The organism is Actinomyces ruminis (assembly GCF_002154335.2).
Lineage (GTDB): Bacteria > Actinomycetota > Actinomycetes > Actinomycetales > Actinomycetaceae > Actinomyces > Actinomyces ruminis.
Genome location: NZ_MTPX02000042.1, coordinates 162,112 through 185,455, shown reverse-complemented (window position 1 = coordinate 185,455; position 23,344 = coordinate 162,112). Strand labels below are relative to the sequence as shown.

Sequence of the window (23,344 nt, the reverse complement as noted above, 5' to 3'; positions counted from 1 at the left end):
CCTACCGCGCCATTGCGCGACCGGCGCGCGTCTTGTGCAGAAGCAGCACGATCGCCCCGGCGACCAGCCACAGACAGCCGATGACAACCCAGGTGACCGGCTCGTCAACGGGGACGCCGGTGCTAACCGCCAACAGGTTGGAGAGATGGAATCCGCCGTGGGCACCGATGGCCGCCCAGGTCGAGCCCGACACCCAGCGTGCAGCCATCGCCGCCGCCCCGAAGCCGAAGGGCATGGCCAGATAAGTCACGTGCTCGGCCCATCCCTCCTGGCCGCCCTGTGAGATCAGGTGCATGACGGTGAAGGCAACTACCGAGACGGCCGCCGCCGTCCGGGTGGAGCCGAGTGAGCGGAACAACCAACCGCGCCACACCAGTTCCTCGGGGATTCCCTGCAGAAAGAACCCCAGGGCGATCTGAATCAGGATCGCCGACCACCACGTGTCGCCCGGCATGGCGGGCTCCTCCCGAGCAATGCCGAGCGCTTCACCTACGGCACCGGCCAGGGCCATGACCATGAAGGCGGTGATGATCATGCCGACGCACCAGGCCAGCGCACGCGGGCTCGGGCGCATTGCCAGGTCGGCTGATCGGGCGTGATCCAGACGGGTGATCAGTATCCGGGCACACAGGAAAGCGCACACCGTCGCCAGGGACATGATCGCGAGCGCTGCCAGGCATACCAGCAGCAACCCCGTATTCCCCCAGCCGAAGACCTTCCCGTCCAGCAGCGCCTCAACTCCCGGAATTGCCATGACGAGCGTCGGCACCGTCGCGCTCAGCAGCATCACCGCGATGGCAATCACCACCCGCAGCACGGCGCCGCCCGGGCCCGGCCGGCTTGCTCGCGCCTCCGGCTCCGCCTCGGTTTTGACTCCTGCCCCGGTGATCTCGTGTGCGCTCATATCGATCACACTAAGTGGTGTGGGTCACCTAATCCAGAGCCAGTGCCGATAACCAGGGCCGACACGCCGCGGACTCAGGGAACCGTCCGGGGCCTCCCCGAGGGCCTTTACCGTCCTGTGCTCGTCCGGCTATGGTTCACAGGCATGGATCAATTGACCCGTCCCCGGAAGGCCGAAGCGGGTGACAAGATTGCGGTGCTGTCGCCGTCGCTGGCGGTGCCCGCGATCGGTCCCGCTGTTCATGAACAGGCGCTGGAGCGACTCCACGCCATAACCGGTCTGGTGCCGGTGGAGTTCCCCACGACCCGCCGTCTCGGAGCCGGCGCGCGCGAGCGCGCCGATGACCTGAACGCCGCCTTCGCCGATCCGAGCATTCGCGCGATCATCGCCACCGCGGGCGGTGACGACCAGGTGTCCATCCTGCCTTTTCTGAACTCCGAGCCCGTCCTGAAAGACCCCAAGCCGGTGCTCGGCTACTCGGACAACACCAACCTGCACCAGTGGCTGTGGGAGCACGGCGTGTGCAGCTTCCACGGCGGCGCCACCCAGGTTCACCTGGGACCCGGGCCCGAGGTCGACACCGTTCATCGCGCCTCCTTGCGTGCGGCACTGCTGACGGGTGAGACTCTGGAAGTCACCGAGCCGGGAGAGTCGGAGGACTTCGGCAAGGACTGGGCCGATCCGCAAGCGCTGAGCGAATACGGGACCCGCGAGCAGACGGCGCCTTGGCTTTGGGACGGGCCTCCCACAACAGTCAGCGGGCCCGGCTGGGGCGGATGCTTGGAGGTGCTGGTGCTCGGCCTCGCCGCAGGGCGTATCCATGCAGACGCCAGAGACCTTGATGGCTGCGTTCTGATACTGGAAAACTCCGAGACGCCCAAAAACGCCTCTCGCGCTAGATCGGCGCTAGACATCACAATCTGTCGGTGCACGTATGACGCCGGTAGACGCTCGTGCCGTCTAGCGATTGGCTACGGACAGGCTAGACGTGCACGGTGATAGCAGGCGTCAAAACGATGGGTTTCCGATGGGTGCCGCCTCCGCTAGACATGGCCGAAGCATGTGTCTACCGCGTCTTGCCTCACCCGCTCGGGCTTGCGCTATCGCAAGGTGTAGTGTCAGACTCTTGCTATCACGAAAGGAGGTGGTAGATGTGGTGCCTCCGACCTCCCCAGGTCCCCTACATCATCTCACCTCCAGCCTGGAAGGAGCCGAGCATGGAGTACAACGCGACCATCACCATCCGCGCAAAGGGCGACGACGTCGACGACGCCCTGGTCGACGCGCTGCGGGACTACCACCCCGCCGTATCCCCGTCCCCGCTTGCGGAGGACGCCTGGGACGCCGTCATCACCTTCGACGCCGAGACCCTGGGGCAGGCGCTGACCACCGCCCGGGCGATCGGCGAGCACCTGGGCGGCATGATTGGCCTGGAGGTTGTACCGACCACGGCCTGGGACCGGCGCGCAGACCAGGACGTCCGCTCAGACGACGACCTGGTGGGCGTCACCGACGCCGCCAGCAGACTCGGAGTGACCCCCCAGGCAATCCGCGAGCGCCTCGCCACCGGGACGCTGCCGGGGCGGAAGATCGGGCGGGAATGGGTCATCCCCGCCCGCGCGCTCGCCCGCCGATAACGCGACGACGAGGGGCCGACCACCAAAACGGTGGTCGGCCCCTCGTGGTGTGTCGTGTCAGTCGCTGCTCGGCTCGGGCGGGTGCTCGCCTGCGGTGGTCGCTGATGTCTCGCCTGGGCCGCGGGGGAGCCGGTCGATCGGTACCCCTGCCTGGACGGCCAACGCCCTAGTGGCCCAGCACGTGGTCTCCCACGCGGCCGCCTGGCGACGCCAGCGCTGGACCTCGGTCTCGATGTCGCGGCGCTGCAACCATGAGCGGCGTACCGCCTGGGCAAGGGATAGCAGCAGCGGGGAGCCAAGCGCTGCCACGATCACGCTGACGAGCAGGTCAGGCCGAATGGTCATGGGAGGACTCCTCCCGATCTGGTGCGTCGACGTCGTCGTAGGCGGCGAGGATGTCCGCGCCGATGGCGCGCGCCGCCAGCAGGCGCGTCTCCTCCTGCCTGAGCCGCGTGTGCGGCTCGAATCCCGGCTCCCACCACCTACCCCAGATCCTCAGGACACGCTGCCCGATGAGCAGGGCGACCGCGACCACAATCCACAGGTGCCATGACAGCCACCTGTCGGACAGCACGGAGCGGGTGATACCCAGGGCGGTGACGGCGCCCATGCCCAGGACCGTGAGTGCGGCGGCGGGAGCCTCCACGCCCCACCAGCCCCGCCACGCCGCCGGCGCGGCCGCTAGCGCACCCACGATCATCAGGACAGCCCCGATACCCACGTCCGCCGGGGTGGGTCCGGGACGGGCCAGGACCGCCACGCCGCCCGCGCCCAGGCACACATAGGTGGCGGCCGCGAGCAGGGATATCACCCTGGGGGGTGTGAGCGATCCCCACACGGAGCGGGAGACGGCGAGCGGGGCGGCGCGCATGGCCGCCTCACCCCTCGGCGCCGTCGTCGGCGCGGTGCCGAGCCTCATAGTCCGATTTGGACTCACCGCCGGGCGTTACGGCCCCTGCCCAGTCCAGGACGCCGAGCCGCTTTAAGACGGCGAAGGATGCCTGGGCGTAGCCGAGGGCGACGGCCGCCTGCGTGGCGATCATGTCCGCTTGGAGCGGGTAGCTGCCCATCCACCACGCCACCAGGGAGATAACGACGGCGGCCGCGATGGCAACGAGGCGGCGGCGGTTGGCGGTCCACTCTACGCGGTCCATGACCGCCTGCACGAGCGGCCACACCAGGCCCGCGATGGTGGCAAGGGTGAGCTGGTCAGCTCCGTCAATCAGGTCAAGCACGGCGATCACTTCTCCATCAGCTTGCCGGAGTTGGCGTAGGAGCTGTTGAGCATGTGCTGGAGCATCTTCCACGTCATCTTGCCGTCGATGCCATCAACCCACTTGCCGAAGTTGGCGCCGTTCAGGTCGGCGGGGCCGCCGACTTGCTTCATCCACTGCGGCGCCTTGTGGGCGGACCAATACTGGAACACCTTCCAGGTGCGCCAGCCCGCAATGCCGTCGGCGTCCAGGATGGAACGGCCGGTCAGGTTCTTGATGTCGTTGGCGGACACCTTGGTGCCGAGGAACTTCTGGAAGGCCGCCCACATGTCGGTAGAGGCATAGCCGCGAGTGCCGGTGCCCATGACTTGGTTGAAGCGGGCGTAGGTGTGGCCGCCGGGGATGCCATCGACATCGAGCATCAACTGCTTATCAGTGGCGGTCAGCTCGGCGGACGTGGTAGCGGCGGCGGTCTGGGCCTGGAGCGCCGTGGTGCCGGCGGATGCGGCGGCGACCTTCTGACCGCGGGCCATCTGGTCCAGGCGGGCCAGGTTGGCGTACCACGTGCCGGGGCACTGCGTCGCCATCCAGTCCTTGTGACCCTTGAGTGGGAGGTCGCCGTGCTCCTCACGGATCGCGGCGACCAGCTTTGCCACCACGGCGAAATCCTGGTCTGTCATCTCGGGCCGGCACTCGATACCGATACTGCGTGGGTTACCGAGGGCGCCCGCGTGCCACGCACGGTCACGGTCCGAGATGATCTGAGTCACGCCCTGTGAGGAAGCGACGTAGTGCGCCGAGGTGTCCCCGTTTTTGCGGCACAGGTAGTTGACGACGCCGTCGTGGGTCTGCCCGTAGGAGCCCCACCAGTGGATCGTGATCGTGTTCGGAGCCCCGGCCGGGCGGCCGGCCGAGTAGTTCGGGGACTGCCGGACCGCGGTGACGGCCCGGTTAGGCAAGATGGTGGACATAGCGTCCTCTCTCTGTTGAGTTCTGGGCACGAGAAAGGCCCCGACCAGCAGGCGGGGCCAAGAACGGAATACAGGGAATGATGGGCTACTGCTGTGGCGGTGGGTCGCCGTCGACGCCGGCGGATGACATCTCCGCCAGCTGCCGCTCCAAATCCTGGACGCGTGCCTCAGCGGACAGCGCACGGTGAGTCATCGCGGCAAGCTCGGCCGCGTATGCCTTGACGAGAGATTCCATGGGTTCCTCCTTATGCGGGGATGAACAGGATGGACATCTTCTGGGGACTCCAGGCAGTGAATGCGTTGGCACGCCCTGGGGTCGCGGCACGCAGCTGCGCTTTGACAGTGAATGTGCCTGACGTGGCGAGCCCGCTTCCGATTGCGGTAATGGCGAACGATGCGCCTCCCCACCCGGCGGCGTTGTAGATCAGGGAGTTTCCACCGATACGCGTGTCGTCAGTCTTGTACAGGTTCAGCCCAGCCCATGCGGGGGACCGGGCACCCATCAGCATGTCGCCGGTCACCACGAAGATGCCACGGCCGGACGGTACCGCGTTGAACGAGACTGTCCACGTGTACGCCCCGCTAGACGTTGGGTTAGTGGTGGACGAGAACTCTTGTTCCTTGTACTGGGCACCAAAGATTGAGTTCGCGACTGAGACCAGCTTGCCGGCGGCTGAGTTGTACACGGCCAGGCCGTTGGTGACACTGGATGCCAGCTGCGCGACGACACGAGAATTCTGGATGACCCGCAGACCGTTAGCCTGTGTCATCTCCGTGCGGTCGGCTCCTGCGGACGTGCGGATCGTCGCGCCCGTGATCGTGCCGCCGATGATCTCCGCCGCCTGGCCCCTGATCTGGGTGGTGATGTCGCCGGCCGAGTTGTAGGCCCGCAGCCCGTCCTCGGTGAGCTCAATGCGTGCCCCGGTGGCGGCGGTGCGTATGACGGCGCCGGTGATTACCATGCCGTCGATCGCGCCACCAGCGATCGCATCAGCGGTAACCGAGTTAGCGGCAAGCATCCCCGCCCGAATCCGCGCGAATACGCCGTCATCGGCGGTGATGATCCGGGTCCAGATCTCCTGCAGCACCGCCTGATTGATCGACGCCTGCTCAGACACCGTCAACTGGGACGTATTGATGGTCAGGAACTCGCCGGTGACGGCGGCGAGCCTGCGGGCGACGGCCTCGGTAATCTCCGCCGCCCCCGCGGTCAGCTTGCCGACATCCAGATTGGAGATCTGCTCGGAGGAGACCTGCATCCGCTCCCAGTCGGCCCCGGTCCACCGCCACTCAGCGACAATGTCCAGTGTCGAAGCGTCCTGCACCCGCACCGTGTCACCCGTGGTCTCACCATCGAATGACGGCATCGTGTCCGGGCCGCCCTTGATGTAGTGCACACGGCCGAAGACAGTGCGCATCCGGGTGATGGCGGCCTCGACCGCACCGGCAGCAAGCGCAGCCACCTGCTGCTGATACTCATTCGTTGTCTCCTGCCACACCCGGCCGTCGTGCGAATGTACGACATCGGCGCCATCGGCGCGGTCATCCCACCCAGGGAACGTGTGCGCGCCGGGGAATGTGGATGGCCCGGGCCACTCAATGTACTCAGACATCGAACGCCTCCCCTACAGCAAGAACGCCCGGCACAAGTGCGTAGCGGTCCCCGCCCCCGTCTGGTGCCGGATCCAGAAGCTGTACTCACTACCAGGGATACCAACAAAAACCAGTGTCGGCCTGTCAGCATTAAACGCGGACGTGCGGGCACCGATGACACCGCCTCCGGGTCCCTGATCAGCCCCACCGAATCGCGCCTCCAGGATCTGCTGCGACGTCGTCCCGCCACCACCCGAGCTAAAGACGGTCGACAGCATGATCACGGCCCCGAGAGCGCTTGCGGGGACTCGGAACGTATTCGCGTTCACCTGCACGAGCGGCGAGGGCACCGTCATACTCAGATTCACCCACCCCGCAGCCGTATACGCGGAGGCGTCCGGCACCCACGACACGGTCCGGACTCCCGCCTTCGGCAGCGCCGCGTCCGCGGTCTGCTGGGCGGACGTCGCCGTCGTTCTCACAGCCGCGAGCGCCTCAGCCGTGGCCGCCCCGTCAGCGGTAGCCTTCACGGCCGCGAGCGCCTCAGCCGTGGCCGCCCCGTCAGCGGTAGCCTTCACGGCCGCGAGCGCCTCAGCCGTCGCCGCCCCGTCAGCGGTAGCCGTCGCAGCCGCGAGACCGTCCTCAATGTGGTTCAGGGCGGCGGCGGTGATCGGCGTCCTGCCGTCGTATCCGTCGACCCAGTTCTGCGCACGCGTATATGGCATTCTGACTCCTTACATGGGCTATTGGCGGAGCACGAAGACTCTGGCGTCGGGGGAGACCCAGATGCTGGAGTCGACAGTGCCCTCGTCCGGCGGGTACGGGCTGGTGGACACCAGCGAGGTTGCGACCGCAGTCATCGCGTCGGTCAGCTGCGTCATCGTCGCCAGGGTCTGCGCGACGGCTGCCTGCTGCAACGCCTGGCTGGAGGACAGGCGGGATTCGACCTCGTCGGAGATCGTGTCCACGTCGATCAGCGCCTCCAGCGTGATCAGCGCAGCCGATGACCAGTTGGAGGCGTTGCCGGACCTGTCTACGGACCGCAGGCGCACCTCCCAGGTGGTGTAGTCCAGGCCGGGGATCCGCACCTCCCGGTCCTCCGGCATGTAGGTGCGGGACACAGTCCGGGGCGTCGCACCGGGTGCGACCACGGACACCTCCACGTGGGAGAAATCGGAGGGCATCCCACCGCCTTTGTAATCCAACCCATCCCAGGTCACCACCAGGACGGACAAGGCATTGCGCGCTGATGGCTCGGAGGGCCTCTCCGGCGGAGTGTCATCCGTGGAAGTAACGAACACGAACGGGCTCGCCCATGCCGAATAAGTGCCCTCCTGGGTGGCGTGGGCACGCACCTCCACAGTGTGCTGCTCCCCAGCTGCCAGACCCTCCACGGAGCCAGCCGTGGACGAGCCCACGGACCAAATACGCGGTACGCCTCCCGCCTGGGTGACACGCAGCTGGTACTCGATCCCCTCCAACGCCACACCGCGCGTGTCAGTGGTGACCGCGCTCCAGGCGGCGTCCATCGTGGCGACCGTCGAACCGTACGACGTCGTCCAGGCTGTGGTGCGAGCCACCAACCCGGCGGGCACGGCCGGGGTGCGCTTCGCAGCGGTCGACGCCGGCCGAGTCGAGTTCCCACCGGTAGACGCCAGGCCGACGATGCCCTTCGTCCGCTTCGCCAGGCGGGAGAGGCTGTCCGCCAGGACGGTACCGAATGTGGTGTGACCGGTCAGCCCCTTGTCATCCCACGTGAGGGAAACCTGGGCTACCTGCAGGCGATCGTTACCGTCGGCTCGCTGCACCTGCATCCAATCGCCCACCTTGTAGTCGGTGAACGGCAGCCAGCGGGCGTCGACAGCCGCCCACTCCCGCTTGATCTCCTCCGAGGCGGTCGCCCCGGCTTTCAGCGTCGACTGGGCGGATAGGCGGGCGGTGGACTCCAGTTCGACGCCTCCGGCCTCCACCACGCGCTCGATGCGTCGCAGGGACGCCGGCGCCTCGTCGTTGTGGTAAGTCCAGGACGCGTTGCCCTCGCCTTTCACCAGCACCTCGGTCGCGAGGTCCGCCCAGGAGCGGGACTCCGGCGCCGACGTCGTGCCGGCAGCCAGCGGCCACACAACAGGATTCTCGTCGGCTAGCACGGTGTCCGCGTTGAAGACCTTGAGCGTTCGGCCTTCCCACTGCCAATCGCACATCCCTAGATCGGTCAGGGACCCCAGCACGGAGCCGATCGTGGTCGACGCATCAAATGCCAGGGTGGTAACTGTCGTCCATGCAGCTCCTGCGCTGTCTCCTGCGGTGGTGCAGTCCAAGCTCAGCCCCTCGCCCCATCCGCGACGTACGGCAGCATCCCAGACCGTGCGCAGGATCGTGCCGGCGGACACCGACAAGAAGTTGTATTTCCCGTCCGCATCCTGGGCCTCCTGAGGCACTTCCCAGATCAGGGCCTCGTCCAGCATGCGCGAGATATGTACCGCATCTAGCTGCGGGCCTCCGTGCCGTCAGCCAACAGGTTGCCGGACGACGACAGCGTAATGAAGCGGCATCCGGGCGGCTCCCACCAGGCGACGCCGTCATAGGACAGCTCCACACCCACCTCAATGTCCCGATCCACCAGATCGCCGCGCGTCGCAGGCTCCGGCGCATAGGAGAGACTGAGCGTCGGGGTGTCGTTACGGGGGATCGTGGCCGTCATCGAGAGCACGTCCGGCAACTGCCCGAGCTGGTCGCCCAAAATGTCGTAGGCGACGGCACGCATCTGAGCATGAAGGGCCGGCATCAGAAGCACCTCCGCGCGACCACCTCGACCACGCCGCCTTGCACGGTCAGGCCGTGGTGACCGGTCGAGTCGGGGGTCAGGTTGAAGCCGTGGGCGGGCAGAGACAGCCCGGCTGTGGCGTCCGCCTCTGTAGACCATACGGCCGCGAACTCAGCAGGCCGGATGATAAGAGTCGCGCCGCTCACCAGCGACCCCTCCCAGGCGAGCGTGTCACCGCTCACCGCGTCCTGGATTACGATGCGCTGCGCCGACGGCGTCACCCGCAAAACAGCGTCCGGGATCGGCATCGCCCCGCCGTCCAGAGCGGACAGGTCCGTGGCCGGAGCCACGGCCTCATCCACGTCCCGCCACAGCCCCGACGGAGCCTCCAACACCACCAACAGGACGGCAGCAGACCCGGCAGGGTAGAACTCCGGCTCGATCGCGCCAGACAACCGCACCATTGCCTCCCGTGCCGGGGCACCCGCAGGCGAATGCGTCAGCGTCAGTAGCCGATCGTGCCGCCGAAACATGACTGCGAGCGCACGCAGGTTCGCGTCCAGTCCGGGGCGCCCCATACCGGAGTCAGTGATGAGCAGGCCGAGGGTAATGGTGATCGGGTCGGCGGAGGTAGGCACAGTGGGGAGGACACCGGTGCGGCCGGGGACCTCGGTGCTGACGAGCCGGGGTGCTCCCCAGCTGGGCAGGGTGGTGGCGTCGGTGAGGAGCCAGCGGCCCTGGGGGTCGTCGAGGTCGTGTCCGTCGAGTTGATACTCGCTCACCCGTGGCCTCCTTAGATTGTTGCTGCGAGTCGGATGCCGGCGGCGACGTCGTCGCGGATCTTGGAGTCGGGTGCGGCGACGGGGTTGTACTGGTTGAGCACTACGGTGGGTCCGCTGCCGTTGGCGTAGCTGCTCGTGCCGAGGGCCCACGTGTTGTTATCGGAGCTGGACACGCTGATCTGGGCTCCGACCTGGATCTCATCGGTGATGTCGTCCATGGTTCGGCGCAGGGACGGGATCTCGGCGCGCAGGCCCTGCTCAAGGCCGGACATGATCCATCCTCCGGCGGGCACGAGCAGGCGGCGGTCGTAGGATTCGGGGCCTTTGTGGGACGCGATCCAGGAGCCGATGCCGGAGACGAAGTTCTTGACGCCGGCGAACGCGTTCTTGAGGCCGTTGAGGAAGCCGTTGATGATGTTCTTGCCGGCGTTCACGAGCAGTTGGCCGGTGTTTCCGAGGGCACTAACGATTCGTGAGGGGATACCGCGGACCCAGGAGACGACGGCGTTGAATCCGCTTGTTACGGCGGTCTTGGCGCCGTTGGTGGCGTTGGTCATCGTGGTGCGAAGGGAGCCAGCGAGGCTGGCGATGGCAGCGATGAACCGGCCGGGGATTCCCCTGACCCAGTTGATGATTCCGTTCCAGGCGTTGGACAGGAACGTGCTTACGGTCTTCCACAGATTGCTCCACCAGGTGCTGAACGCTGTGCCGAGGCCCTTCACCTTGTCGATGGCGGCCTGCCACTTCTGGCCCACCCAGGTCTTTATGTTGTCCCAAGTCTTGGAAATCCATGCCCCGATGGAGTCCCACAAGCCATTCCACCAGGCCAGGAATGCTGCACCCGTCGACTGAATCCATGCGGTAACGCTGTCCCAGTTGGCGACGACGGCGACGATCGCGGCGATCAGCGCGGCGATACCGACGATGATCCAGGTGATGGGACTCGCAAGCAGCGCGGAGTTCATCACCCACTGGGCCGCCGCAGCCACGCCGAGCCCGACAGCGAGCGCCCCGAGCGCTACGACCAGAGCCTGCGTCAGCGCAGGGTGCTCCTGCATCCACGAGGCGACCGCCTGCATGGGCTCAACCATCCCCGCGAGCGCGTCCGACAACATGCTGAACACAGCGGACCCGAGGGGCTCAAGGGCGAGCTGGGCGTTGTTCTTGACCAGCTGCCACTGCTCGGCGAAGTCCATCGTGTCGGCGCCGACGCCGAGGATGGTGTCACTCGTGGCACCGGTAGCGCCGACAAGATCGTCGAGTGCGAGGGTGCCGGACTGGACAGCGCCCACGAACTGGTTGGCGGCCTTGGTGCCGAAGATTCCGGAGGCGAGATCGATCGCGCCAGCAGTGTCCCCTGCAGTGATCAGGTCCTGGATCTCACCGGTGACACGCCGGAAGGCCTCCTGCGGCTCCTCCCCGTCCTTAGCGAGGGTGACCAAGCCCCTGGACATGGCGGAGAGCGTCTGCGTGGAGTTCAGGCCAGCCTTGTCGAGAGACCCGACCAGAGCGATGGTCTCCTCGAAGCTGAAGCCCAAGTTCTGCATAGCGGGCGCCGACGACTGGGCGGCGGAGGCGAGTTCGTTCATACCGACGCCAGTGGCCTGCGACGTCTGGAACAGGGAGTCCATGGCCTGCTCGACGTTGGCGCCCTCGATACCGAACGCCGTGAACGCGGCGGTCGTGGACTGGATATCGACGTCCTGGCCGAGGATGCGGCCGGCCTCCAAGTATTGGGAAGCGACAGTTGTCAGGGTGTCGCCGGACAGGCCGAGCCTGGTGTTCAGGTCGGCGACCACAGGACCGATCTGCTCAAAGTTGACTGGCACCTGGGAGCCGACCTGCTTCGCGACGTCGACCAGACCATCCAGGCTCTGGCCGGTGGCGCCGGTCCCGACCCGGATGGTCTCGGTCATGTCGTCGAAGGTTTTCCCAATGTTGTACAGGCCCGTGCCGACCCCGGCGACCGCCGCAGCGACTGCTGCGGGGGCGAGCATCCGCTTCGCAGAGGCCAGCAGACCGCCGCCGAGCGCGCCGCCGGCCGCCTGCCCGGCCTTATCCGCAACTGACCCAGTGCCAGACAGGGCAGCGGTCATCTCGGATGCGATCTTGCCCTGAGAGCCCGCCATGGACGGCAGGATCGACAGATACGCCTGCGCGATAGACGCCTCACCAGCCATGCCCGATCACCTCCGAGCTACCCGTTCTCCCACCAGGACTTGAAATCGCGGATGGGTATAGCGCCCCTGCCGAAGTGCTTCTCCTCCGTCTTGGTCCCGGGCCGCTTGATCGGCTTAGGACGAGGACTCGGAGCCTTGCGGCCAGCGTTGGCGCGCTGCCAGTTACCGATATTGATACCGTCTGCGATCACTGCGGCCAAGTGCTCCAGCAGACCCCACAGAGCCTCCTCGCCCAGGACCGCACGCGAGAAGGAGCTGTCCCGGGGCGAGTAGGTGATGAACAGCCACAGGTCCCGCCAGGACAGGCGCTCCGTCCCGAGATCCGAGAGCCGGAGACCGGAGCGCAGCAGGTCAGCCTCGATCGGGTCCCTGTGGGCGCTCAGCTCTTGGCAGACGGCGAGGATTCCCCCAGGCCCACGCTCGACTCCTGCCGCCAGGCATCCATGAGCGCCCCGATCTGGTCATTGGACAGGCGCTCATACAGGCCGGGACAGTAGTGCTCGACGATCTCCCGCTGCAAGGATGTGGACTCCGCCATGGCGAGCGGCATAGCGTCTTTATCCTCATGCTGCTCAGCGCTCTTGACTCGCGAGGCCAGCACGGCCAGGCGCTCACTGAAGTCCGCGGAGATGTACTGCATCAGCGGCAGCGAGTAGACCTTCTTCGAGCCCGGAATCGTGAACTCGAACAGGTTCTGCTTGATCGACGCCTTCGCGGCGGGAACCCTAAACGGCATGAGTCTTTCTCCTTTCCGGGGTCAGCCGCCGACGACGGTGCCGTCGGTGAGAATGATGTAGATGCAGTTCCCCGCATCGTCGGGGTAGGTGGAGAGAGTCACCGGCCAGGTGATCGCACCTGACTTGGTGAAGGTGACCTCGCCAGCATCGGTTACCTGCCCGTCCGGCACCCAGATCAGGATCCGCCGCTCACCGTCCTTGATGCGGAACGCCCACGCCCGGTGAGGGTGCTCGTGGGCGCCGAGAGCGGCCGTAATTGTCTTCCCGACCTCCGCGGTCGCTTCCTCGACGTTGACGTCTCCGGCCCAAATGCGCAGGGACTCCTCGTCGGTCTCCAGGTGCGCCCAGGAGAGCGTGCCGTTGAATGACTCGATGATGCGGCGGACGAGGGCACCATTCCACTCGGTGATATCGGTGGTGTTGTACTCGGGTGTCAGCGTCAGACCGTCCGAGGAGATATAGCCAGAGTCCTTGTACCCGGAGAGCACGTCCAGGGCGTTAGCGGGCTTGGTCTGGCCGACATCATGGTTCAGGATCGCGCCGGTGGTTTCCTGGTCGGCAGCACCGACCATTACGTTCGCTGCTGAGACTGGCATGGGTATTCCTTCTTTCGTCAGGTGGTGGACATGCGGACCGCCACCTGGTAGGAGGCGGAGACTCGGTACAGGGCAGGATTCGTGGGGTCTGGGTTCTGGTACGGGCCCGCCAGCGTGGTGACGTCGTAGCAGGACGTCTCGCCGAGCATGGTGCCCTCGGCAGCGTGCACGACCGCGTCGACATCACGGGAGAGCTCGTCCGCGCCGACCTCGGAGGTCAGATGCCGGCAGTCGATCGAGACGGTAGCGACGTCGGTGACCAGATCGCGCCGGTGCCCGCCGACTCTCGTCACATGCACCGACCTAAACGAGAACTCGGTCGGCGTCGTGCCGGCCGTGCACTCCACCGCGAGCGCCTCAGAGATACGGGCCCGGATTGCGTCGGCGACGTCGATCGTGCGGATGCGCTCCATCATCGGGCTCCCGAGGCTGCGCCGAGCGCCCTTGTGAGGGCCTTGTCCCGCGCTTCTGCTAGGCGGGCCTCGTAGGTGGCTGCGCGGACGACGGCCATGGGGCGTGGTGAGCCGCCGTAGTTGGCGGTGTACTCCTCGACCTCGAAGCCCTCGCCTGCGGCGGAGGCGACGGCGCGGCCCATGGCGTTAATGCGGTCTCTGATCTGTGCGGAGTTGAGGATGCGCTGGAACTCTTCGTGGTTCCACTCGAAGCGGACTGCGGTCGCCACGGTTCATCCTTCCCAGTCGACGAGGTTGACGATCGTGTGGTTGAGCGCGCCTGTGGGGGACCGCCACTGCTGGCCGGCGCCGTCGGCGTGGTAGCGGGTGCCTGCGACCACGACGGCGTCGTGGGCGTCGATCACGGTGCCGGCGGGGAGGTAGACGGTCAGCCGGATGGTTGTGGCTTGGCGTGCGGCGAGGGTCTCGGCGGTGCCGGCGGGCTGGACGCTGCAGCCCGTGATCTCAGTGACCTGCGCGGGGTTGTCGTAGTCGGGGATCTGCTTGCCCCGCTCGGCACGCCAGGAGGGCGTGATGATGGTGACGGTGTCGGCCGCCCAGGCAGGCAGTGGCATCAGGGCCTCCGGATGGCGTAGGGGTCGAGGGCTAGACGGTCTCGGTCGAGGAGCGTGAGACCGCCGGCGACGCCGGAGGCGGTCGTGCCGTAGGAGATGGAGACTCCGCCGGCCTGCTCGTGAGTGGCGCCGGTGGGGGATGCGAGCGCCATGGCGGCGATCTGGCAGACGGTCTGGGCGACGTCCGGGGCAGTGTCGTAGCCGTGGCTGAGTGTGATGGTGATGCCCTGGTACCGGTCGGTCCAGATGCCGTGGCGGCGGCGGAGCGTGCCCAGCCGTGACCATTCGAGGTTGGTGAGCTCGTCGGGAGTCCACTCGTGGACCCGTGCGGCGGGGCCAGGCAGGCGCTCGGTGAGCGCGTCGATGGTCTTCACGCGCATGGTCGGTAGCTCGATGATGTCGGAGCCGGAGCCGTCCAGGACCAGGGTCTCGGTGATCACTGGTGCGATGTGCCAGCCGCAGTAGCGGCGGGCGGCCTCGGACGCTGCCTCCAGAAGCGTCTTCGCACGTGGGTCGGAGGCGGTGATTGCGCCGGCCGTGTAGTTGGCGAGCTGCTGCGGCTCAGCTAGCGGAGGCAGGGCCACGGCCGGTCACCGCCTTGCGGGAGGGTCTACGCGCCTTGTTAGTCGCGTCGGGGCGGGCTTGACCTCCACCTCGGGCCCCGGGGCCGGCAGGAGCCCGCGAGCGGCGGCATCGCGGTCGGACAGCAGAAGGGTCGTGCGGGTCCCGTTGACGGTCACGGCGTAGGGCGTGAGTGTCACCTTGGCTCCTTCCACAGGTGCGGATGCGGAGTGCTTACCCATGGGCTGGTACCTCCTCGGTAGGGGCTGGTGGCCGCCCCGGAGACGTTGCGGGGCGGCCACCAGCGGGTCAGGCCTGGACGGAGGTCTGGACGAACGCGGCGGGGCGGGTAACCCCGAACGCGAGGCGCTCCTCAGCGAGGATGGCGACCAGGTTGCGGACGAAGAAGTCCGCGTGGGAGTTCGACGCGGCGATCGTGGTCTGCTCGCGATCCCACAGGACGGCCTTCGTGAAGTCACCGACCAGGCCGGTGCCTCAGCGATCGCCTCGGACTCCAGGATGGGCAGGCCCCACAGGGTGCGGGGACCCATCGCGAAGGGGCCGGCCCCAAGGAACTTGCCCGTGTTGCCGTTCTCGCGGGCGAGGTCGATGGTCTCGACGTCGACGGGGGAGAGCATGACGGCATTCGGGGCGACGCGGCCGACGGTGCGGGCCTTCGTAATGGCGCGGCGAACGGAGGTGAAGATGTCCGTGTCGAATGCCTGCTGCTGGATGCCGGAGGTGGACAGGATGCCGGTCAGGTTCTCGCCGGCCCCGTCACCGGAGAGCATCTGCGTCTCCTCGGTCTCGGCCAGGTCGGCGGCCAGCTCCGCGTTGATCAGGTCCTCCAGCTGCTTGGCGTCTGCCAGGGCCCGGTTGGTGGCCGGCACCCACTCAGCGATGGTCTTGACCGCGGTGGAGACTCGCTCGAACGCCCAGGAGCCCTCGGGCTTGTAGCCGCCGGCAACGGTGTCCGCCGTCGGAGCCTCGGCAGTAGTTGCCTCGGGCACAGGGGCGGCCGCGTTGGTGTGGGCGGTCTGGCGGACGTACTCGACGACATCGGAGCTGGTGCGACGCCGAGAGACGACGTCCCGGAGCGTGAGCGGCCGACGGCCGAGCATCTCGATGATGCCGGAGTCCTCCGGCACGACGAACGCTCCCGCCGACGTGTCGCCGGCACCGGTGAACAGGCTCTTGACCTCGACCGGCGGGGTCTGGATCTGCGCACGCTCGGGGATGCGGGACCCGAACGTCTTCATGAGTTCCTGGTAGGCGTCGGACTTGACGAACGCGGCACCGATGTTCGCCCGCTGGGGGAGCGTGTTGGAGATCGCCCCGGTCAGGTCGACATCCTCAGCCTTGACACCCCCAAGCTCGCTGGCGAACGCCTTGACCTCGGCCAGAAGATCGTTGTCCTTCTTGACGGCCTTTGCCTGTTCCAGCAGCTCGGCGGCATTTGCCATGGCGGCCTTGTAATCGTTCTGTTCGGCGTCGGTGAGGTCCCGGCGCTCATCGATGGCCTTCTGCGCGATGTCCTGGGCGTCCTGAGCGGCCTTGCTGGCCGCATCCTTGAGCATGGTGAGCTTATCCATGATGATGTGTCCCCTTCCCTGGGATCAAATGGTGTCGATGGCCGCGAGCGCGGCTCTGGCTGCCAGGGCTCTTGCGGACACCGGAGCCTGCTGGTCCTCGCTCTTGCCCGTGCGGGGTCCTCGGGCTTGGCCTGCGGGGTGGTGCTGGCTTTCTCCTGGTCGTTGGGGTTGGGGGAGGCTTCGGCGGCGTCGAGGACGTCGCCGATGGCCTCCCATGCGGTGCGGAGGGAGTCGATGTGCTTCTGGCTAGGACGCGCCCGGATTTGAGGCTGTGGGTGAGGGCTGTCGTGGCGTCCTTGACGGCGACCACGGACGTGTCCTGATTCGCGCCCACAGGCACGAAGCTGAACTCGTACACCTTGAGTTCGCGTAGTTCGTTGGCCTTGGTGCCGTCGTCGAGGGTGACGGCGCCGGAGTCGATGACGTCGAAGGCGAAAGATAGCTGGGTAAGGCGGCGGCCCTTGACGAGCCGGTAGACCTGAGGGCCCTTGGGGGAATCGAGGTCGAAGGCGCCGTGCACCCACCAGCCGTGGTCGTCCTCGCCCATGTCGAGGGCGTAGGCGACCGCGTAGTCGGGGTCGTCCATGCGGTGGCCGTAGAGCCCCGGCAGGCTGTTTCCCGACTCCTTCCACTCCTTGATGGTGTTGGCGAAGGCGCCGGGGGCGACGACGTCGCCGTAGGCATCGGCTGTGCGCGTGAAGGTGGACGGGTAGACGAGGAACTCGCCCTCGGCGAGGTTGTCCTCGGGGCCGGCCTTGATACGGACGGGCGTGACCTTGAACTCCATGACGGTCCTTCCTCGGGTTGGTCAGGGGATGATGGTGGTGACGGTGCAGGTGCAGCCGGCGACCTCGTCTGCGCCGCCCACGGGGTCGCCCGGCCAGTTCATTCCGTTGCTGAACAGGTCGTCGACGGGGACGGTCTCCCCGTCCATCGCCGCGTGCGAGGCGCGCGGGTTACTGGAGGTGACGGTCCACATCTTCATCGCGGTGGCGGGGGCGGCCTGGCGGGCGACTTCGGTCGCCGCGAAGGTCGTCAGCGTGGTCGCGAGGGTGACTGCCGCGGTGTGGCCGCGGTCGCCGGTCGCGGCATCGAACACGTCAGCCGGAGACGGCCCGTCCTCGGCGTCGTCGCGGTCGAGGGCAGCGGCGATCGCGTCCCTGGTGGTGGAGTTGATGGCTCCGGCCCGGGATTCTGCGACGGCGCGCAGGAACTTGCGGGTTCTGGCGACGTCGTAGACGTCGGCGGTGAAGCCGAGCGCCTCCGCCGCGGCGGCCCCGACCTTGGCAGTGACATCCAGGGCCAGTGACTCAAGGTCGTCGGCAAGTTCCTTGTCCCACCGCTGGGTGTCCCACCAGTCGGGGGCCTTAGCTCCGAGCGCTGACAACACAGACGCCCGCTGCCGTCGGAAGAACCGGGTCAGGGTCTGCTCGGCCGCGTCGCGGGCCTGGCGGATCTGCTCAGCAGTCGGGGCGGCCCGGCGCGTGTCTGCCTTCACAGACAGCGGGGCCGCCTTGGCCTGCTCGTCCTCCTCGTCGCCGTCGTCGTCCGGCGGGTCCTCAGGCGCCGTATCACCAGCAGTCGTTGGAGCCGCGTCCCCGCCGGTCGTGGTGACCGACAGAGGCGTGATCAGCTCGTCTCCGCCGGGCAGGGCCGGCAGGTTGCGGCGTGCGCGTACCTCGTTGCGGGTCATGTACGGTCCGCCGGCGGCCTGGTAGAGCGACTGCGCCTCCTCGTCCAGCGATCCGCGGAGCTTCGCCTCGATATTGAACTCGACGTACAAGCGGCGTGTGGGCTCGATGTCGGGGATCAGCTGCAGGGCGATCTCCTGCTCGATCATGTCCAGCCATGGGCCGAGCGTGTCCTGGTACAGCTGCTTGTGCTGCTCCCGAATGTTCGAGAATGTCGCGTGGTCGAGGATGCCGACCATGGGGGCCGGCACGTGGAAGGCCGCCGCCACTTCCTCGCGGGTGAGCTTGCGGACCTCCACGTACTGCAGCTCGTCGGCAGTCTGAGCGACTTTGACGAAGGTCATGCCGTCTTCCAGGATCGGCGTGCCGCCGCCCGACGGCGCGTTGGCGCCCGTGTACTGCGACGCCCACGAGCGAGCGAACTTCTCCCGCGCCTCGTCGCTCCACCTGGCCGCGTCCTTAGGCCGCTGCAGGTAGCCGGAGGCGCGGGCGCCGTTGCGGAGCACCTGCGAGCGCATCCGGCCGGCTTCGAAACCCTCAGCCAGCGCCTGCCGGAGGGCCTCCATTGGAGGCGTGCCGGTCAGGTCGCCGTCCGGGCTGTAGCCACGGAAGTGCACCAGCTGGTCCGGCGGCACCTTACGGGAGCCCCGATCACCGCGGAGCTCGTAATACTCCGGCGCGATCCATGACCCGCCACGCGGAGTAACCATCCTGGCGGTACGCGTACTAGGCCGAAGGCGTCACCGGTACGAATCTTGAGCCAGTAGGCGGTGTCAAAAATGGCGATGTCATGGACCAGGTCATTCAGCAGCCGGTAGCGGGTCGTCCGCGGATTCGGGGCGGATAGCAGACGCGCCAGAGGATGATCCGTGACCCGGACACGATCGGTATCGGAGACGCGCTCAAACACGTGCGGGGACAGGCTGGCGATTGAGCGGGCAAGGAAGTCCACAACCGTGCGCACGGCGTCCTGGGTGCGCCAGATGTCCTCGTAATCCACTCGCCAGTCGTCCGTGACGGCCAGAGTCAACGATGGGGCCGAGATAGGGCGAGCAAGCGCCTGGACCGCGGAGGACGAGACAACGAAGGTCACGTTGTGTCACCCCGCTATCGGCTTCTGAATGAACTCGATCTCGCCGCGCTCAACAACGATTTCCCCGTCCGCCAGCTGAGGCTCCCGCCCCTCGGCGTAGATCGTCACGTTCCGCAGGAAGAGCAGCGGCCCCGACTGCTTCACCAGCGCGCCCGCGAGTGCAGTGCCGGTTTTGAGGTTGATAATGACGTTGGCGGCGATGAGATGGCGATAGGTGCGCACGTTGTCGTCCTTTCTAGACGTACATGACGCCGTCGGTGTCGTCGTAGGCAGATCTGGCTCGTCGTGTGGAGTGGTGAGGTAGCCGACTGCGGCGGTGGCCGCGATAAGCGGGGCGGCGTCCTCGGGAGAGCCCTTGCGGTCGATGACTCGGGTGTCGCCGACGTTGCGCCAGAGTGCGGTGCCGGCGGCGACGTCGAGGACGGGCTGCGGCAGGTGGTTTATGCCCCCGAGTGCTGTGGCTGCGGGGTTCTCGGTGCTTTGTGCCGGTAGTGATGCGGCGACGAGGTCCCACATGCGGCCGAACCAGGCGCCGAGGTTGTCTCCCTGCCAGCGGATGACGTTCACGCCGTCGATCTCCTCCAGGTCGGGGAGCAGGTAGATACGGGAGCGCCCTTGCCCTGGGCAACGACGGTGATCGGGTCGTCGGGGTTGGCTCGCGCGGCGAACCAGTCGACGGTGAAGTCGGTGCGTGGCAGCCGGGCAGCGATCTCGACCTGGGGAACGTCCCGGTTGTTGATGCCGGCCGCAGCGACGTATGAGGCGCTGCGGTCCCAGGAAACGTCGAGGCCGTAGACGACCTTCTCTGCGGGGATGAATGTGTCGGTGCGGAGGCCGGCCTCCCAGGCGCCTTCCATGAACGGTGGCTTGGCGGAGGAGGAGAGCCACTGGCACTGGACCTCGGTCATGAACTCGCCCGGCGGGTCGGTAGCGGCTGATGCCGCGATCGTCTCCTCGCGGATACCGATCGACCCATCCGCCCGGCGGTGGTTCATGGAGGGGTTGGACTGCGCCCAGGAGTCGCGGTCCCAACGGGACGCGCCGGGCGGCGTAGACCACTCGAACAGCCCCAGGGACTGCGCGAGGGCGTCGGTCTCGCCGTCATCGTCCAGCCCGTTGGTTGTGTCGTCCGGCGCATCACCCCAGATGCCGTCCGGGTCTCCGAGGGCGATGTGCCCCAGGCGCCGCATATGACGCAGGACGACGCTGGCATGGTCGCCGGCGTTGGACAGCGCCAGCACCAGCCCGGAGTCCTGTGCCATCGTGGTCTTCGAGACGGCGGACCATGAAGACCAGTCCTGGTGCTCGCGCAGCTCGTCGAACACCACCAGCTGGACGTGCTTACCGCGGCCGGCACGCCGCGACGTGGCCTTCACCTTGTAGGTCGCACCGTTCCACAGCTGTAATGCCTTCATCCCAGAGCCGAGTGAGATCCGCCGGACCTCATCACCGAGCTCGTCCACGAAGTCGGGATCGTCCTCATGCTCCGAAGGGTCTACAAGCGCGACGGCCTCGGCCCACAGCGCCTCCGACGTCTCCAAATCCTGCGCAGTACCCAGCACCGACCAGCCCTTGACGTACATCAAAAACAGGAGCACCACCATCGCGACCGTGCTCTTGCCGTTCTGGCGAGCGACAAGGGTCACGACGATGCGGAATCGGAGACGCCCGTCAGGCAGCAGCTCCAGCATGTGGATGCACAGCACCGTTGCCATGGCAGCAGGTGGATACCGAGCAGCTCGGCGAACTCCACAGCGGCGAAGCCCCAGGTTGTTTCCGGTGTCAGCGGGCGAAGCGGCGGCGTGAAGATCCTCGGCGTCTCACTACCCAGACGCACTCGCCAAACCTCCTCGCAACGCCTTCAGTCGGCCTTCTCCGCGTCGCTTCGGGCGGGCAGCATCCTCGGGGAGCGCTGCAGGCGTAATCTGAAGATCTGCGCATCCCTTCAAATAGGCGGGGATAGCGCCGAACGCGGTCTTCTGCAGCGCTTCAATACCTGCGCGCTGTGCCTCGTCGATCAGCCAGGCCAGAGTCTTGACCGCTTCACACGCGCCGCGGTACTTCCCGTCGTTCAGGTGGTCTGCCGCGGTGATCGACGCCGTCGTAGCGTCGTACATCGTGCCCCGACGTCGACGCGGAGGATGCGGAGGAGCGAACTCCGCGCCCCACCTACGGATCTGCTCCTGAGCGTCCTTCGCGGCCGCGAGCGCCGGGTTCTTCACGACCTGCCCCCGGGCATCCTCGACGGTAAGCCCCTCCTCGGAGAGGGCTTGGTGCGCGCGGCGTAGATGGTCGACGGCGTAGCAGTAAGCCTCCAGCCTGCGAGAGTCGAGCGTGCCAGGCTTTGGGTGGGCGGCGACGACGTCGCGCCACACCTGCGCGGCAACTCCGGTTACATGCTGAGGCGGCTCGGTGTCAGCCATCGGGACGCGCCTCCTCATGCTCGGCTCGGATCTGCGCGACAACGTGGCGGAGTGTCCGCATGGACCCCGTCCAACTGATCCGGTACGCGATGCCGGTTGCCTTCATCTGCGGGTACTGGGCGAGCACCGCCCGGATCTGATCGCCGACTGGACCATCCGCGAGCGCATCGCGCTGGTAGGCGGTCGGCTGGGAGAGATCCAGTGCCCGGCGCACAGTAGTGATGGTCGCGCCGAGTGATGCGGCGATCTCGCCCGCGGTTTTTCCCTGGGCGGCCAGCGCCCGGATCGCTGCACGGTCATACATTGAGACGCCACTTTTCGTTGCCATTCTGCGAAAACTGGGGGATACCCGCCCCAAATCCCAGTGGGAGAAGGAGCACTGCCGGCGGACTGCGCCGCCAACCCCGCCGTAGAGATTTCCGACCCCCTCCCCGCTCACCAGTCGCGCGAGCGAAGACCGAGCTGCGCGCCAGCGTCGGTCGCACCAGCTTGCTTGTTGCACAGCTCGTGCTCTGGCCACAGATTCGCAGGATCGAGACGCTCGTCAGGATGGTCCCGCCAGGACAGACGATGGCCGAGCTGGAAGGAGCGGGGGTCGCCAGGTGGAGCGTCATAGTCGATCGGCTGCCCACACCGGCGGCAGGGCTGGGGGCGGGCGGCCCGCATCTCCTCCCGCAGCCGCCGCAGTCGGCGGTGCCCACGAGACTGCACCATGGTCACCTCCGGGGGAGGGCGCATCGAGGGGGGCGGGGTATCGCACCAGGGGGGTGGTCCACGATGGGGGCCTCACAGGGGAGGGGGGCTGAAGCCTGGGGGGTGCCTACGATCAGGGGCATGCCCGACGCCAGCACCGATACCAGGCGCTCCGCTCCTGGGAACGCTACACAGAGCCACCGCTCACAGCAGCCGCTTTGGCGTTCCTCGTCGTCTACGCATGGGAGGTCATCGCGGATCTCCAAGGAGGCCAGCGAGCCACCGCCGAGCTGATACTCAACGGCATCTGGATAGCCTTCGTCATCGACTTCGGCGTGCGGCTCGTGCTAGCTCCCGACCGGAGACATTGGCTCGCACACCACCTGCTCGACCTCGCCGCCGTGCTCCTGCCGATGCTCCGGCCACTACGACTACTGCGCCTCGTCACGCTCCTCGGAGTCCTACAGCGCAGCGCAGGCACCGCCCTCCGAGGCAAGATCACCATCTACACCGTCGGCTCCGTCGCCCTGCTATCTCTCATCGCAGCACTCGCCGTGCTCGACGCCGAGAGGCACGTGCCCGGGGCGACCATCACGTCCTTCGGTGATGCGCTGTGGTGGGCACTGGTCACAATCACCACGGTCGGCTACGGCGACCTGGCACCCGTGACTCCGCTCGGCAGAGCCACCGCGATCCTGCTCATGATCGGCGGCGTCGCACTCATCGGCGTCGTCACAGCCACCCTGGCATCCTGGATCGTCTCGCTCGTCACCGAGGAGAGCGCCGCACAGGAGGCAGCCACCCGAGCGCAGGTCGAGTCCCTGCGCGAGGAGATCCGCGCACTCCGCGCCCAGATCGAGGCTCCCGGAGACTGAGAAGCCCCGGC

30 protein-coding genes are annotated in these 23,344 nt (G+C 67.1%); 3 read left to right on the top strand and 27 right to left on the bottom strand.

The window, feature by feature from the left end; all coding sequences use genetic code 11:
- Position 1: 1 nt before the first annotated feature.
- Positions 2-904, bottom strand: coding sequence for a CPBP family intramembrane glutamic endopeptidase (locus tag BW737_RS09030; protein ID WP_099330368.1), 903 nt, complete (start codon positions 902-904; stop codon positions 2-4).
- A gap of 144 nt (positions 905-1,048) precedes the next feature.
- On the opposite strand from BW737_RS09030, the gene BW737_RS09025 reads away from it, so the two are divergent.
- Positions 1,049-1,903, top strand: a complete 855-nt coding sequence (locus tag BW737_RS09025) for an LD-carboxypeptidase (protein ID WP_086614178.1) — start codon at positions 1,049-1,051, stop codon at positions 1,901-1,903.
- A 218-nt stretch (positions 1,904-2,121) separates the two neighbouring features.
- Positions 2,122-2,541 (top strand): helix-turn-helix domain-containing protein, encoded by a 420-nt coding sequence (locus BW737_RS09020; protein WP_086614179.1) that lies wholly within the window; start codon positions 2,122-2,124, stop codon positions 2,539-2,541.
- Between the two features lie 57 nt (positions 2,542-2,598).
- On the opposite strand, the gene BW737_RS09015 is transcribed toward BW737_RS09020, so the two are convergent.
- The 26 genes from BW737_RS09015 to BW737_RS15735 all read right to left on the bottom strand — a co-directional run bounded on the left by BW737_RS09015 (position 2,599) and on the right by BW737_RS15735 (position 22,479).
- Complete coding sequence (locus BW737_RS09015) at positions 2,599-2,886, bottom strand: hypothetical protein (RefSeq protein WP_086614180.1); 288 nt, start codon at positions 2,884-2,886, stop codon at positions 2,599-2,601.
- Positions 2,870-3,460: a hypothetical protein gene (locus tag BW737_RS09010; RefSeq protein WP_143233354.1), complete on the bottom strand. Its 591-nt coding sequence runs from the start codon at positions 3,458-3,460 to the stop codon at positions 2,870-2,872. Before BW737_RS09010 ends, BW737_RS09015 begins: the two co-directional genes overlap by 17 nt.
- Positions 3,420-3,776, bottom strand: coding sequence for a hypothetical protein (locus BW737_RS09005; RefSeq protein ID WP_143233353.1), 357 nt, complete (start codon positions 3,774-3,776; stop codon positions 3,420-3,422). Before BW737_RS09005 ends, BW737_RS09010 begins: the two co-directional genes overlap by 41 nt.
- A gap of 5 nt (positions 3,777-3,781) precedes the next feature.
- Positions 3,782-4,726, bottom strand: coding sequence for a peptidoglycan recognition protein family protein (locus tag BW737_RS09000; RefSeq protein ID WP_086614183.1), 945 nt, complete (start codon positions 4,724-4,726; stop codon positions 3,782-3,784).
- An 85-nt stretch (positions 4,727-4,811) separates the two neighbouring features.
- Entirely contained in the window at positions 4,812-4,961 is a 150-nt protein-coding gene (locus BW737_RS16255; protein WP_180272158.1) for a hypothetical protein, read from the bottom strand.
- A gap of 10 nt (positions 4,962-4,971) precedes the next feature.
- Positions 4,972-6,339 carry a hypothetical protein gene (locus tag BW737_RS08995; RefSeq protein ID WP_086614184.1) on the bottom strand — a complete coding sequence of 456 codons (1,368 nt, stop codon included), beginning with the start codon at positions 6,337-6,339 and terminating at the stop codon, positions 4,972-4,974.
- A 12-nt stretch (positions 6,340-6,351) separates the two neighbouring features.
- A complete protein-coding gene (locus tag BW737_RS08990) occupies positions 6,352-7,044 on the bottom strand; it encodes a hypothetical protein (RefSeq protein WP_086614185.1) in 693 nt (230 codons plus the stop codon).
- An 18-nt stretch (positions 7,045-7,062) separates the two neighbouring features.
- A complete protein-coding gene (locus tag BW737_RS08985) occupies positions 7,063-8,784 on the bottom strand; it encodes a phage tail protein (protein ID WP_086614186.1) in 1,722 nt (573 codons plus the stop codon).
- Positions 8,785-8,804: 20 nt separating this feature from the next.
- Positions 8,805-9,104 carry a hypothetical protein gene (locus BW737_RS08980; protein ID WP_086614187.1) on the bottom strand — a complete coding sequence of 100 codons (300 nt, stop codon included), beginning with the start codon at positions 9,102-9,104 and terminating at the stop codon, positions 8,805-8,807.
- Complete coding sequence (locus BW737_RS08975) at positions 9,104-9,865, bottom strand: hypothetical protein (protein WP_086614188.1); 762 nt, start codon at positions 9,863-9,865, stop codon at positions 9,104-9,106. Before BW737_RS08975 ends, BW737_RS08980 begins: the two co-directional genes overlap by 1 nt.
- 11 nt (positions 9,866-9,876) lie before the next feature.
- Entirely contained in the window at positions 9,877-12,045 is a 2,169-nt protein-coding gene (locus BW737_RS08970) for a phage tail tape measure protein (RefSeq protein ID WP_086614189.1), read from the bottom strand.
- A 379-nt stretch (positions 12,046-12,424) separates the two neighbouring features.
- Positions 12,425-12,781 carry a hypothetical protein gene (locus BW737_RS08965; RefSeq protein ID WP_086614190.1) on the bottom strand — a complete coding sequence of 119 codons (357 nt, stop codon included), beginning with the start codon at positions 12,779-12,781 and terminating at the stop codon, positions 12,425-12,427.
- Between the two features lie 21 nt (positions 12,782-12,802).
- Entirely contained in the window at positions 12,803-13,378 is a 576-nt protein-coding gene (locus BW737_RS08960) for a phage tail tube protein (RefSeq protein WP_143233352.1), read from the bottom strand.
- 17 nt (positions 13,379-13,395) lie between these two features.
- A complete protein-coding gene (locus BW737_RS08955; RefSeq protein ID WP_143233351.1) occupies positions 13,396-13,794 on the bottom strand; it encodes a hypothetical protein in 399 nt (132 codons plus the stop codon).
- Complete coding sequence (locus BW737_RS08950; protein ID WP_086614193.1) at positions 13,791-14,060, bottom strand: hypothetical protein; 270 nt, start codon at positions 14,058-14,060, stop codon at positions 13,791-13,793. The genes BW737_RS08955 and BW737_RS08950 overlap by 4 nt, the downstream gene beginning before the upstream one ends.
- Positions 14,061-14,063: 3 nt before the next feature.
- Positions 14,064-14,405, bottom strand: a complete 342-nt coding sequence (locus BW737_RS08945; RefSeq protein ID WP_086614194.1) for a hypothetical protein — start codon at positions 14,403-14,405, stop codon at positions 14,064-14,066.
- Positions 14,405-14,989, bottom strand: a complete 585-nt coding sequence (locus BW737_RS08940) for a hypothetical protein (RefSeq protein ID WP_086614195.1) — start codon at positions 14,987-14,989, stop codon at positions 14,405-14,407. Before BW737_RS08940 ends, BW737_RS08945 begins: the two co-directional genes overlap by 1 nt.
- A 6-nt stretch (positions 14,990-14,995) precedes the next feature.
- Positions 14,996-16,558: a phage major capsid protein gene (locus BW737_RS08930; protein ID WP_218961879.1), complete on the bottom strand. Its 1,563-nt coding sequence runs from the start codon at positions 16,556-16,558 to the stop codon at positions 14,996-14,998.
- The gene (locus BW737_RS08925; RefSeq protein WP_218961878.1) at positions 16,551-17,345 is read right to left on the bottom strand and encodes an HK97 family phage prohead protease; all 795 of its coding nucleotides are present in this window, start codon (positions 17,343-17,345) and stop codon (positions 16,551-16,553) included. The genes BW737_RS08930 and BW737_RS08925 overlap by 8 nt, the downstream gene beginning before the upstream one ends.
- A 21-nt stretch (positions 17,346-17,366) precedes the next feature.
- On the bottom strand, positions 17,367-18,884 hold the full coding sequence (locus BW737_RS08920; protein ID WP_180272156.1) for a phage portal protein: 1,518 nt from the start codon (positions 18,882-18,884) through the stop codon (positions 17,367-17,369).
- Complete coding sequence (locus BW737_RS08915; RefSeq protein WP_086614197.1) at positions 18,830-19,342, bottom strand: phage portal protein; 513 nt, start codon at positions 19,340-19,342, stop codon at positions 18,830-18,832. The genes BW737_RS08920 and BW737_RS08915 overlap by 55 nt, the downstream gene beginning before the upstream one ends.
- Positions 19,343-19,348: 6 nt before the next feature.
- Entirely contained in the window at positions 19,349-19,909 is a 561-nt protein-coding gene (locus BW737_RS16940) for a hypothetical protein (RefSeq protein WP_218961877.1), read from the bottom strand.
- The gene (locus tag BW737_RS08905) at positions 19,906-21,057 is read right to left on the bottom strand and encodes a hypothetical protein (protein ID WP_086614198.1); all 1,152 of its coding nucleotides are present in this window, start codon (positions 21,055-21,057) and stop codon (positions 19,906-19,908) included. Before BW737_RS08905 ends, BW737_RS16940 begins: the two co-directional genes overlap by 4 nt.
- 108 nt (positions 21,058-21,165) lie before the next feature.
- Positions 21,166-21,765 carry a P27 family phage terminase small subunit gene (locus tag BW737_RS08900; RefSeq protein WP_180272155.1) on the bottom strand — a complete coding sequence of 200 codons (600 nt, stop codon included), beginning with the start codon at positions 21,763-21,765 and terminating at the stop codon, positions 21,166-21,168.
- Positions 21,758-22,069, bottom strand: coding sequence for a hypothetical protein (locus BW737_RS08895; RefSeq protein ID WP_086614200.1), 312 nt, complete (start codon positions 22,067-22,069; stop codon positions 21,758-21,760). Before BW737_RS08895 ends, BW737_RS08900 begins: the two co-directional genes overlap by 8 nt.
- Before the next feature lie 131 nt (positions 22,070-22,200).
- Complete coding sequence (locus tag BW737_RS15735) at positions 22,201-22,479, bottom strand: HNH endonuclease (RefSeq protein ID WP_143233350.1); 279 nt, start codon at positions 22,477-22,479, stop codon at positions 22,201-22,203.
- A gap of 95 nt (positions 22,480-22,574) precedes the next feature.
- Here BW737_RS15735 and BW737_RS08890 point away from each other — a divergent pair, with 95 nt between their 5' ends.
- A complete protein-coding gene (locus tag BW737_RS08890) occupies positions 22,575-23,333 on the top strand; it encodes a potassium channel family protein (protein WP_086614201.1) in 759 nt (252 codons plus the stop codon).
- Positions 23,334-23,344: the final 11 nt, after the last annotated feature.

Bases quoted from the DNA above. Each gene is read 5' to 3' on its own strand.
- BW737_RS09030 (WP_099330368.1), bottom strand. From the start codon at position 904: ATGAGCGCACACGAGATCACCGGGGCAGGAGTCAAAACCGAGGCGGAG.
- BW737_RS09025 (WP_086614178.1), top strand. From the start codon at position 1,049: ATGGATCAATTGACCCGTCCCCGGAAGGCCGAAGCGGGTGACAAGATT.
- BW737_RS09020 (WP_086614179.1), top strand. From the start codon at position 2,122: ATGGAGTACAACGCGACCATCACCATCCGCGCAAAGGGCGACGACGTC.
- BW737_RS09015 (WP_086614180.1), bottom strand. From the start codon at position 2,886: ATGACCATTCGGCCTGACCTGCTCGTCAGCGTGATCGTGGCAGCGCTT.
- BW737_RS09010 (WP_143233354.1), bottom strand. From the start codon at position 3,460: ATGAGGCTCGGCACCGCGCCGACGACGGCGCCGAGGGGTGAGGCGGCC.
- BW737_RS09000 (WP_086614183.1), bottom strand. From the start codon at position 4,726: ATGTCCACCATCTTGCCTAACCGGGCCGTCACCGCGGTCCGGCAGTCC.
- BW737_RS16255 (WP_180272158.1), bottom strand. From the start codon at position 4,961: ATGGAATCTCTCGTCAAGGCATACGCGGCCGAGCTTGCCGCGATGACT.
- BW737_RS08995 (WP_086614184.1), bottom strand. From the start codon at position 6,339: ATGTCTGAGTACATTGAGTGGCCCGGGCCATCCACATTCCCCGGCGCG.
- BW737_RS08990 (WP_086614185.1), bottom strand. From the start codon at position 7,044: ATGCCATATACGCGTGCGCAGAACTGGGTCGACGGATACGACGGCAGG.
- BW737_RS08985 (WP_086614186.1), bottom strand. From the start codon at position 8,784: ATGCTGGACGAGGCCCTGATCTGGGAAGTGCCTCAGGAGGCCCAGGAT.
- BW737_RS08980 (WP_086614187.1), bottom strand. From the start codon at position 9,104: ATGCCGGCCCTTCATGCTCAGATGCGTGCCGTCGCCTACGACATTTTG.
- BW737_RS08970 (WP_086614189.1), bottom strand. From the start codon at position 12,045: ATGGCTGGTGAGGCGTCTATCGCGCAGGCGTATCTGTCGATCCTGCCG.
- BW737_RS08965 (WP_086614190.1), bottom strand. From the start codon at position 12,781: ATGCCGTTTAGGGTTCCCGCCGCGAAGGCGTCGATCAAGCAGAACCTG.
- BW737_RS08960 (WP_143233352.1), bottom strand. From the start codon at position 13,378: ATGCCAGTCTCAGCAGCGAACGTAATGGTCGGTGCTGCCGACCAGGAA.
- BW737_RS08955 (WP_143233351.1), bottom strand. From the start codon at position 13,794: ATGATGGAGCGCATCCGCACGATCGACGTCGCCGACGCAATCCGGGCC.
- BW737_RS08945 (WP_086614194.1), bottom strand. From the start codon at position 14,405: ATGCCACTGCCTGCCTGGGCGGCCGACACCGTCACCATCATCACGCCC.
- BW737_RS08930 (WP_218961879.1), bottom strand. From the start codon at position 16,558: ATGGATAAGCTCACCATGCTCAAGGATGCGGCCAGCAAGGCCGCTCAG.
- BW737_RS08925 (WP_218961878.1), bottom strand. From the start codon at position 17,345: ATGGAGTTCAAGGTCACGCCCGTCCGTATCAAGGCCGGCCCCGAGGAC.
- BW737_RS08905 (WP_086614198.1), bottom strand. From the start codon at position 21,057: ATGGCAACGGTGCTGTGCATCCACATGCTGGAGCTGCTGCCTGACGGG.
- BW737_RS08900 (WP_180272155.1), bottom strand. From the start codon at position 21,765: ATGGCTGACACCGAGCCGCCTCAGCATGTAACCGGAGTTGCCGCGCAG.
- BW737_RS08895 (WP_086614200.1), bottom strand. From the start codon at position 22,069: ATGTATGACCGTGCAGCGATCCGGGCGCTGGCCGCCCAGGGAAAAACC.
- BW737_RS15735 (WP_143233350.1), bottom strand. From the start codon at position 22,479: ATGGTGCAGTCTCGTGGGCACCGCCGACTGCGGCGGCTGCGGGAGGAG.